Below are 10,599 nucleotides of genomic sequence, written 5' to 3'. Positions count from 1 at the left end.
GCCGCTCGGGAACCCCACCACGGGGTAATGCGTTTTTACTGGCCTGCTTCCTGCTGGAAGCGGGGCGCATCATATCAAATGAGACGCCCCTGTAAAGCATTCCTTTAGGGAAAAGAAGCTGTTTGCCTGCTTTTTATCCGTAAAGGCGCAAAGCTAATCAATTCATTTTCCGAAAGATTAAAGAATGATGGTTCTGTTACCGTAGACAAAGACACGCTGCGCCAGCACCTGATACAGGGCACGACTCAACACGTTCTTCTCAACGTCACGTCCGGCGCGCATCATATCTTCTGCGGTGTAGGTGTGATCCACGTGAATCACGTCCTGCATGATGATTGGACCTTCGTCCAGATTGTCATTCACGTAGTGCGCGGTTGCGCCGATGATCTTCACGCCGCGCTCGTACGCCTGGTGATAAGGCCGCGCGCCAATAAAGGCCGGCAGGAACGAGTGGTGAATGTTGATAATCTTGTTCGGGAAGCGGGCGACGAAGGAAGGCGTCAGCACGCGCATATATTTCGCCAGCACCACGTAGTCCGGGTTATGCGCTTCAATGGCAGCAGCCATCAGGTTGTCGTGCTCTTCACGGGTATGGCCTTCATGGCTCACCAGCTCAAACGGAATATCAAAACGCTCAACCAGCGTGCGCAGGGTTTCGTGGTTGCCAATAACAGCGGCAATTTCTACGTCCAGGCCGCCGTAATTGGCCTTCATCAACAGATCGCCCAGGCAGTGAGCTTCTTTCGTCACCAGAATCACAATGCGACGACGGCCCGCAGGATTCAGCTCACGCACGGAACCGTCCGGCAGCGCGCTGTCCAGATCGGCCAGCAGGGTGGTGTCGTTGAAAATGCCTTCCAGTTCGGTACGCATGAAGAAGCGACCGGTACGGTGGTCAACGAACTCGTTGTTCTGCACGATATTCAGTTCATGCTTGTAGCAAATATTGGTGATTCGTGCGATCAGCCCTTTTTGATCGGGACAGATAGTGCGCAGAACTTTACGTTGTAATGATTGCATCGCCGGGAAATCCTGTTTGTATTTGCGAAGTCTGGGTTGTCAGGCGTTACTGCCCGCAACACTTTTTGAATTTTTTTCCTGAACCACAAGGGCAGGTATCGTTACGACCAAACTGTGGGCGCGTACCGTCAATATAATACCACTGCCCGCTTTCCTTTAAGAACCGGGAACGCTCGATAATGGCGCCAGGCCTGGCGTTCTCGGTAAAACGGGCAACAAAGCTGACAAAGCCTTCGTCGTGGTGGCTACCGGGTGAAGATTCAAACACGGTAAGCCCAAGCCAGTGGGTGTTGGCGAACCCGGCTTCGATCTCCTGTCGGAAATCGGCGGCGTGGCAGGACGGGTGCCAGGTTTTTATCAGGTAGTCTGCGTCTTTGATCACAAAAGCAGTATACCGTGAACGCATGAGGTGTGACGGATCCGGTGCAACCTGATTGCCAGAAAGATATCGCTGGCAACATAGGCTATACTCCAGAGCGCTACCACAGGGGCAGAGTTGAGACACGATTCTCTTCCTGGAACAAAAAATAAGGGCGTAAAACGCCTCGGGTAGCACTATGTTAACTGAGCAGTTGCGTTGACGCTATGTCAGGAATCCAGGGGAAGTAAAACAGGGCTAATGAGAAAGGTTAAAATTGGACTGGCGCTGGGATCAGGTGCAGCCCGGGGATGGTCTCATATCGGCGTGATTAATGCCTTAAACAAGATGGGCGTTGACGTCGATATCGTAGCAGGATGTTCAATCGGATCGCTTGTCGGCTCCGCCTACGCGTGCGGCAAGCTTCCGGATCTCGAAACCTGGGTGCGCTCCTTCAGCTATTGGGACGTGCTGCGTCTGATGGATCTCTCCTGGCAGCGCGGTGGGCTGTTGCGCGGTGAACGCGTCTTTAACCAGTTCCGCCGGGTGATGCCTCTCGAAGACTTTACTGACTGCCGGATGCCTTTCGGCGCCGTCGCAACCAATCTCAGCACAGGCCGTGAACTCTGGCTGACCGAAGGGGATATTCACCTTGCGGTGCGTGCTTCATGCAGTATTCCTGGGCTTATGGCGCCCGTGCCCCATAACGGTTACTGGCTTGTCGATGGTGGCGTCGTGAACCCGGTTCCCATCTCTCTGACGCGCGCCATGGGGGCGGACATCGTCATCGCCGTTGATTTGCAGCACGACGCTCATCTGATGCAGCAAGACCTTATGCCGGTCAATCTGCAGAGCGAAGATGCCGACATCGAAAAGCTTGCCTGGCATGAACGCCTGCGCGGAAGAATTGGTCGCCTGGCCGCACGACGCTCGGTTGCCGCACCGACGGCCATGGAGATCATGACCACCTCAATTCAGGTTCTTGAGAATCGCCTTAAACGTAACCGTATGGCTGGCGATCCTCCGGATATTCTTATTCAGCCTTACTGTCCGCAAATCTCTACCCTTGATTTCCATCGGGCTGAGGCCGCCATCGCAGCGGGCTCGCTAGCCGTCGAAAAGAAAATAGACGAGTTGCTGCCGTTTGTGCGAACAGCACGTTAAGCACCTTTTTTTGACTACTTCAGCAAAATCTGACAGGCGATAGTGCCGATAGCATGCCACTATTTAGTAACTGTCAGCCAGGGGAGGAACCATGACGCAGCCATTGGCCGGAAAACACATTTTGATTGTTGAAGACGAGCCCGTTTTCCGATCGCTACTGGATTCGTGGTTATCCTCGCTGGGAGCAAACACTTTACTGGCTGAAGATGGTGTCGACGCGCTGGAAAAAATGACCGGTATTACGCCCGATCTGATGATTTGCGACATCGCGATGCCGCGAATGAATGGGCTGAAACTGGTTGAACATCTGCGCAACGAGGGGGACCAGATGCCCATTCTGGTGATCTCCGCGACAGAAAATATGGCGGATATTGCCAAAGCATTACGTCTTGGCGTTCAGGATATTCTGCTGAAACCCGTCAAAGATCTGAACCGGTTACGTGAGACGGTATTAGCGTGCCTTTATCCAAATATGTTTAATTCCCGCGTTGAGGAAGAGGAACGCCTTTTTCAGGACTGGGACGCGCTGGTGAGTAATCCGCCAGCGGCGGCGAAATTGTTGCAAGAACTTCAGCCTCCCGTTCAGCAAACTATTTCCCACTGCCGCGTAAACTATCGCCAGCTGGTGGCGGCCGATCAGCCTGGGCTGGTGCTGGATATTGCACCTCTGTCTGATTCCGACCTCGCATTTTATTCTCTGGACGTAACCCGTGCAGGGGATAATGGCGTATTAGCTGCATTGTTACTTCGCGCGCTCTTTAATGGATTATTGCAGGAACAGTTATCACATCAGGGACAACGGCTCCCTGAGTTAGGCAGTTTACTCAAACAGGTAAACCAGCTTTTTCGTCAGGCCAATTTACCCGGACAGTTCCCGCTGCTGGTTGGTTATTACCATAGCGGTTTAAAGAATCTTATCCTCGTTTCTGCAGGTCTCAACGCGTCACTGAATACCGGGGAACACCATATTCAGGTGAGTAACGGGGTGCCGCTTGGAACACTGGGAACGGCGTATCTAAATCAAATTAGCCATCGCTGTTCTTCCTGGCAGTGCCAAATTTGGGGTGCCGGGGGAAGGCTTCGCTTAATGTTGTCCACGGAATAAGCAATTGGATCTTAATTTTAAGATTGCTTTACCTGTGTTTTCTCGGGAGTGCTACTATCGCTGCCCAGATTCATGCGTATTTGTCCTAATTCATCGGCAACGCGTTCTTTTCAGACCCGGACTGCGGGGCGAGGCTGATATACTCAACGCGTTATTTATTGCATAAAAGTTCAAAACTTGAACAGCTCAGGAGAATTTGAATGGCTGCCCTAAATTCGAAAGTCAGAAAGGCCGTCATCCCGGTAGCGGGATTGGGGACCAGGATGTTACCAGCAACTAAGGCGATTCCTAAAGAGATGCTGCCTCTGGTTGATAAGCCATTAATCCAGTATGTCGTTAATGAGTGTATCGCGGCCGGCATTACTGAAATTGTGCTGGTTACGCATTCATCTAAAAACTCTATCGAAAACCACTTCGATACAAGTTTTGAACTCGAAGCCATGCTGGAAAAACGCGTTAAGCGTCAGCTGTTAGAAGAAGTTCAGTCTATTTGCCCTCCGCACGTTACCATTATGCAGGTTCGTCAGGGGCTGGCTAAAGGTCTGGGCCACGCGGTTATGTGTGCACACCCGGTTGTGGGTGATGAGCCCGTCGCGGTTATTCTGCCTGACGTGATTCTGGATGAATACGAATCCGATCTCTCTCAGGACAACCTGGCTGAGATGATCCACCGCTTTGACGAAACGGGCTGCAGCCAGATTATGGTTGAGCCAGTTGAAGACGTGACCGCTTACGGTGTGGTTGACTGCAAGGGCGTGAACCTTGAGCCAGGCGAAAGCGTGCCAATGGTTGGTGTCGTAGAGAAGCCTAAAGCCGACGTAGCGCCGTCTAATCTGGCAGTGGTGGGTCGCTATGTCCTGAGTGCTGAAATCTGGCCTCTGCTGGCGAAAACGCCTCCAGGAGCAGGGGATGAAATCCAGCTGACGGATGCCATTGATATGCTGATCGAGAAAGAGACCGTTGAGGCTTACCACATGAAAGGTAAGAGCCATGACTGCGGTAATAAGCTCGGTTATATGCAGGCGTTCGTTGAATACGGCATTCGCCATAATACGCTGGGTGAAGAATTTAAAGGCTGGCTCAAAGAGAGTATGGGTATTAAGAAATAATCCAGGCGTAAATCTATGAAACCGGTGTGGCCCTGCCCACCGGTTTTTTTATGCCCATAAAACGCCATGATCAGCCTGTTTGTAAGCGAAACTAAATAGTCGAATAACGCTTTATGACGGAGTGTAAGAGGATGTTAGTGATAAATTGCGGGCAAAAAAAATCCCACCAGAGGCGGGATTTTTCTGAATTCGGCTTGATTAATCCTTGATCAGGAAGTCATCCAGCTGTTTACCTTGCTCATCCATAGCTTTCTTGATTACAGCAGGAGTACGGCCCTGGCCGGTCCAGGTTTTAGTTTCGCCGTTCTCATCTACATAGCTATATTTAGCAGGACGGGCAGCGCGTTTTGCTTTGGTACCGGTTTTTGCAGCAGCAATGCTGTTCAGCAATTCATTTGGATCGATACCATCAGCAATCAGCATTTCACGATATTGCTGCAGTTTACGCGTACGCTCTTCGATTTCAGCAGCAGCAGCGCTTTCTTCTTCGCGACGTTCATTAACTACAACTTCTAATTTTTCCAGCATTTCTTCGAGCGTTTCAAGGGTACATTCTCTTGCCTGCGCACGAAGAGTACGGATGTTGTTCAGAATTTTAAGTGCTTCGCTCATTGTAGTAATCTCAAACTTATAATGGGGGGTGGTTTGTTGACCTAATAATAGAGCCATAAATTCAGATGTGCAATAGCCAGGAATGTAAGGAATTCAAAAAATACTAAATAAAGCCGCTATTATTAATTACGCTAACTTAAATTTCCTCTTTGGCAGTCTCGCTTGTTATCACGATAACCTGCTTAACCCCGCCGCTTGCATCTTTTTTTTGTGACATTTGCCGCAGGAATTATAGTTTCGGCGGATAAATATCAGCCTTTTGTATTAGTTCCAGGCGACGATGTTAAGGCAGGAATAGTTAATAAATAGTGAATTTTAATGAACGTAGATTCCACAATAAAAAGAAGTGTTATGTTTGGCTAATCATATAACCTGTTCACCAGCATGACCGCCATTACTCTCTGTTTTAGCGGATTATTTTTGCGAAAAGAGGGTGTTTTACACCTTTCAGCACGGCATCGTTTGTGCGGAGTGTCGCTGATGACCAGACAAAATATGGTACAATGAATCATCGGGAATATTACACATTGATTAGGGTTTTACGGCCAATGGCACAACTTTATTTCTACTATTCGGCAATGAATGCCGGGAAATCCACCGCACTGCTGCAATCCTCATACAATTACCAGGAACGAGGAATGCGTACCGTTGTTTATACCGCTGAAATCGACGATCGCTTCGGTGCAGGGAAGGTGAGTTCCAGAATAGGCCTCTCTTCGCCAGCCAGGCTGTTTAACCCGCAAACTGACCTGCTGGAGGATATCCGCGCTGCGCATGCGTCAGAGCCCATTCACTGCGTGCTGGTTGATGAGAGCCAGTTCCTGACGCGTGAACAGGTGCACGCGCTCTCTGAAGTGGTTGATGAGCTCGATATCCCCGTTCTGTGCTACGGGCTGCGTACGGACTTCCGCGGGGAGCTGTTTGCCGGAAGCCAGTATTTGCTTGCCTGGTCAGATAAGCTGGTTGAACTAAAAACTATCTGTTTCTGCGGACGCAAGGCCAGCATGGTGCTTCGTCTCGACCAGGCTGGAAAACCTTATGCGGACGGTGAGCAGGTGGTGATTGGTGGCAATGAACGCTATGTGTCGGTCTGCCGTAAGCATTATAAGGAAGCGTTGTCCGTAGGCTCGCTGACGGCGATCCAGCACGACAACAGAAAATAATATCTGCCGTTATTCAGACATAAAAAAAACCCGCCATACAGGCGGGTTTTTTCCTCAGACTGTCAATTAAGCGCTTTTCTTCGCTTTCTTGTCAGCTTTAATGATCGGAGCTTCTGCTTTCACAGCAGCAACGTCACCTTCTTTGAACTCACGACCGTAGTAGGTATCCAGCAGAATCTGTTTCAGCTCGGAGATCAGTGGGTAGCGCGGGTTAGCACCAGTACACTGGTCATCGAAGGCATCTTCAGACAGCTTGTCTACGTGAGCGAGGAAGTCAGCTTCCTGAACGCCTGCTTCACGGATAGATTTAGGAATACCCAGTTCAGCTTTCAGGCTTTCCAGCCATGCCAGCAGTTTCTCAATCTTCGCAGCAGTACGGTCGCCCGGTGCGCTCAGACCAAGGTGGTCAGCGATTTCAGCATAACGACGGCGCGCTTGCGGACGGTCATACTGGCTGAACGCAGTCTGCTTGGTTGGGTTGTCGTTGGCGTTATAGCGGATAACGTTGCTGATCAACAGGGCGTTCGCCAGACCGTGAGGAATGTGGAACTGTGAACCCAGCTTGTGCGCCATAGAGTGGCAAACACCCAGGAAGGCGTTCGCAAACGCGATACCGGCGATGGTTGCTGCACTGTGGACACGTTCACGTGCTACAGGGTTTTTAGAACCTTCGTTGTAGGACGCTGGCAGGTTTTCTTTCAGCAGTTTCAGAGCCTGCAGAGCCTGACCGTCAGAGAACTCAGACGCCAGTACAGAAACGTAGGCTTCCAGCGCGTGAGTCACGGCATCCAGACCACCGAACGCACACAGAGACTTCGGCATTTCCATTACCAGGTTGGCATCAACGATAGCCATATCTGGCGTCAGCGCGTAGTCAGCCAGCGGGTATTTCTGACCTGTTGCGTCATCTGTTACTACCGCGAATGGCGTCACTTCTGAGCCGGTACCGGAAGTAGTGGTGACGGCGATCATTTTCGCTTTCACGCCCATTTTCGGGAACTTGTAGATACGTTTACGGATGTCCATAAAGCGCAGCGCCAGCTCTTCGAAGTGGGTTTCCGGATGTTCGTACATAACCCACATGATTTTCGCGGCGTCCATTGGGGAACCACCACCCAGTGCGATAATCACATCTGGTTTGAAGGAGTTCGCCAGTTCAGCACCCTTGCGTACAACGCTCAGGGTTGGGTCAGCTTCAACTTCGAAGAACACTTCAGTTTCGACGCCAGCCGCTTTCAGCACAGAGGTAATCTGGTCAGCGTAGCCGTTGTTGAACAGGAAACGGTCAGTCACGATGAGCGCACGTTTGTGGCCATCAGTAATCACTTCATCCAGCGCGATTGGCAGAGAGCCACGGCGGAAGTAGATAGATTTCGGAAGTTTGTGCCACAACATGTTTTCAGCTCGCTTAGCAACGGTTTTCTTGTTGATCAGGTGTTTTGGACCAACGTTTTCAGAGATGGAGTTACCACCCCAGGAACCACAACCCAGAGTCAGGGAAGGTGCGAGTTTGAAGTTATACAGGTCACCGATACCACCCTGAGAAGCAGGGGTGTTAATCAGGATACGGGCAGTTTTCATCATCTGACCGAAGTGGGCAACACGCTCTGGCTGGTTATCCTGGTCGGTGTACAGACATGAGGTATGACCGATACCGCCCATGGCAACCAGCTTCTCAGCTTTTTCTACCGCGTCTTCGAAATCTTTCGCACGGTACATAGCAAGCGTAGGAGACAGTTTTTCGTGAGCAAACGGCTCGCTTTCGTCGACAACTTTAACTTCACCGATCAGGATCTTGGTGGTCGCCGGAACGGTAAAGCCTGCGAGTTCAGCGATTTTATAGGCTGGCTGACCTACGATAGCAGCGTTCAGCGCGCCATTTTTCAGGATAATGTCCTGAACCGCTTTCAGCTCTTTGCCCTGCAGCAGGTAGCCGCCGTGGCTGGCGAAACGCTCGCGTACTGCGTCGTACACGGAATCAACAACAACTACAGACTGTTCAGATGCACAGATAACGCCGTTATCGAAGGTTTTAGACATCAGCACAGACGCAACAGCACGTTTGATGTCAGCGGTTTCATCGATAACAACGGGGGTGTTACCTGCGCCTACACCGATTGCTGGTTTACCGGAGCTGTATGCTGCTTTAACCATACCAGGACCACCGGTCGCCAGAATCAGGTTAATGTCCGGGTGATGCATCAGCGCGTTAGACAGTTCAACAGAAGGTTGGTCGATCCAGCCAATCAGATCTTTTGGTGCGCCCGCAGCAATTGCTGCCTGCAGAACGATGTCGGCTGCTTTATTTGTTGCGTCTTTCGCACGTGGATGTGGAGAGAAGATGATTGCGTTACGGGTCTTCAGGCTGATCAGCGATTTGAAGATAGCCGTTGAAGTAGGGTTAGTCGTTGGAACAATACCGCAAATGATGCCGATAGGTTCGGCGATGGTGATCGTCCCGAAGGTGTCGTCTTCAGACAGAACGCCACAGGTTTTCTCATCTTTATAGGCGTTGTAGATATACTCAGAAGCAAAGTGGTTTTTGATCACTTTATCTTCAACGATACCCATGCCAGATTCGGCAACGGCCATTTTAGCGAGAGGGATTCGAGCATCTGCAGCAGCCAGAGCGGCCGCGCGGAAGATTTTATCAACCTGTTCTTGGGTGAAATTGGCATATTCACGCTGGGCTTTTTTAACGCGCTCGACGAGGGCGTTCAGTTCAGCGATATTAGTAACAGCCATAATGCTCTCCTGATAATGTTTAAACTCTTTTAGTAAACCAGCGCTCGATACGTCAGACAGTATAGACAGTGCCAATACGACTTGCGTTACATAAAGTAAAACAAAGGGTTACTTTATGCTCCAGTACACTAATTTACTAAAAGAGCCTTACCTTAGCATCATCCCTTATTGTCAGGTGACCTCCCTGGGGGCGTAATCAAGATTACTCACTTCTGAGTACGGAAATCATGATCTGCGTCAATTTTCCACCAAGCTGATACCTTTCAGCAGGGTTATTTAATGGATATATTTCCACTGTTAATTAATTAAGTAACTATTGGAAGTGACGCTATCATTGTCTCAACATATGTTTAACATTCTGAAATGCTAACGTTTTGGCACAGATTTCTGGTGAAGTATGCTAATAAAAAGCGTATCTTCAGCGCGATTTTTCCTAACAATGTAACTGTCCCGGGCATGCGCAAAAGCGGAGCAAAACGTGATCCAAACGCTCTTTGATTTTCCAACGTATTTCAAATTTTTTATTGGTCTGTTTGCCCTGGTCAACCCGGTGGGGATCATTCCTGTCTTCATTAGTATGACCAGTTACCAGACGGCGGCGGCCCGGAACAAAACCAATCTTACCGCTAACCTGTCTGTGGCGATCATTTTGCTCACCTCGCTTTTCCTGGGTGATGCCATTCTCCAGCTCTTTGGCATCTCGATTGACTCCTTCCGCATTGCGGGCGGGATCCTGGTGGTGACCATTGCCATGTCCATGATCAGCGGTAAGCTGGGTGAGGATAAGCAGAACAAGCAGGAAAAGTCAGAAACCGCCATCCGTGAAAGTATCGGCGTGGTTCCGTTGGCATTGCCCCTCATGGCCGGGCCGGGTGCCATCAGTTCAACCATTGTCTGGGGCACGCGTTACCATAGCCTCATGCATTTGATTGGTTTTTCTGTCGCGATTGCCGTTTTCGCGCTCTGTTGCTGGGGCGTATTCCGTATGGCGCCGTTGCTGGTACGCCTGCTGGGGCAGACCGGCATCAACGTTATTACGCGTATCATGGGGCTGCTGTTAATGGCACTCGGGATCGAATTCATTGTCACGGGTATTAAAAGCATTTTCCCCGGCTTGTTACATTGATATTTCATACGAAAGAACGGCGCTTCGGCGCCGTTTTTTTTGTATCAATATCAGCAAATCATATAAATAAAGTTGAAAAGCTTACCTGTCATAATAAATTCTACTAATAATGTTCATCTCATATATTTCATAGAGTTATGAATTCATCTCAAGCCTGCCTGCACAGAAAATCTTCGAACACACTGTTATTTTACTCA

The 10,599-nt window shown here is 50.0% G+C and carries 9 protein-coding genes; 5 read left to right on the top strand and 4 right to left on the bottom strand.

Annotated elements, in window-relative coordinates:
- Positions 1-177: 177 nt before the first annotated feature.
- The gene (gene purU, locus IM313_RS11960; protein ID WP_028013439.1) at positions 178-1,020 is read right to left on the bottom strand and encodes a formyltetrahydrofolate deformylase; all 843 of its coding nucleotides are present in this window, start codon (positions 1,018-1,020) and stop codon (positions 178-180) included.
- A 46-nt stretch (positions 1,021-1,066) separates the two neighbouring features.
- A complete protein-coding gene (locus IM313_RS11955) occupies positions 1,067-1,525 on the bottom strand; it encodes a YchJ family protein (RefSeq protein ID WP_041909602.1) in 459 nt (152 codons plus the stop codon).
- A gap of 114 nt (positions 1,526-1,639) precedes the next feature.
- Between IM313_RS11955 and rssA the strand changes: the two genes are divergently transcribed.
- From rssA to galU, 3 genes are all read left to right on the top strand, one after another.
- Positions 1,640-2,542, top strand: coding sequence for a patatin-like phospholipase RssA (gene rssA, locus IM313_RS11950; protein WP_047368711.1), 903 nt, complete (start codon positions 1,640-1,642; stop codon positions 2,540-2,542).
- A gap of 91 nt (positions 2,543-2,633) precedes the next feature.
- The gene (rssB, locus tag IM313_RS11945; protein WP_028013436.1) at positions 2,634-3,647 is read left to right on the top strand and encodes a two-component system response regulator RssB; all 1,014 of its coding nucleotides are present in this window, start codon (positions 2,634-2,636) and stop codon (positions 3,645-3,647) included.
- A 200-nt stretch (positions 3,648-3,847) separates the two neighbouring features.
- Complete coding sequence (gene galU / locus IM313_RS11940) at positions 3,848-4,756, top strand: UTP--glucose-1-phosphate uridylyltransferase GalU (RefSeq protein ID WP_028013435.1); 909 nt, start codon at positions 3,848-3,850, stop codon at positions 4,754-4,756.
- Positions 4,757-4,954: 198 nt separating this feature from the next.
- On the opposite strand, the gene hns is transcribed toward galU, so the two are convergent.
- Complete coding sequence (hns, locus tag IM313_RS11935) at positions 4,955-5,368, bottom strand: histone-like nucleoid-structuring protein H-NS (protein ID WP_028013434.1); 414 nt, start codon at positions 5,366-5,368, stop codon at positions 4,955-4,957.
- A gap of 548 nt (positions 5,369-5,916) precedes the next feature.
- On the opposite strand from hns, the gene tdk reads away from it, so the two are divergent.
- Complete coding sequence (gene tdk, locus IM313_RS11930) at positions 5,917-6,531, top strand: thymidine kinase (RefSeq protein ID WP_028013433.1); 615 nt, start codon at positions 5,917-5,919, stop codon at positions 6,529-6,531.
- A 66-nt stretch (positions 6,532-6,597) separates the two neighbouring features.
- Here the strand turns inward: tdk and adhE are convergent, their stop codons facing one another.
- On the bottom strand, positions 6,598-9,276 hold the full coding sequence (adhE, locus tag IM313_RS11925) for a bifunctional acetaldehyde-CoA/alcohol dehydrogenase (protein WP_048999273.1): 2,679 nt from the start codon (positions 9,274-9,276) through the stop codon (positions 6,598-6,600).
- A 478-nt stretch (positions 9,277-9,754) separates the two neighbouring features.
- Between adhE and IM313_RS11920 the strand changes: the two genes are divergently transcribed.
- Entirely contained in the window at positions 9,755-10,402 is a 648-nt protein-coding gene (locus IM313_RS11920) for a YchE family NAAT transporter (protein ID WP_041909604.1), read from the top strand.
- Positions 10,403-10,599: the final 197 nt, after the last annotated feature.

This window comes from Enterobacter cloacae complex sp. P2B, assembly GCF_014895985.1.
GTDB lineage: Bacteria > Pseudomonadota > Gammaproteobacteria > Enterobacterales > Enterobacteriaceae > Enterobacter > Enterobacter bugandensis.
Note: the sequence above shows the minus strand (reverse complement) of the source record. Positions and strands in the feature narration are given on the sequence as shown.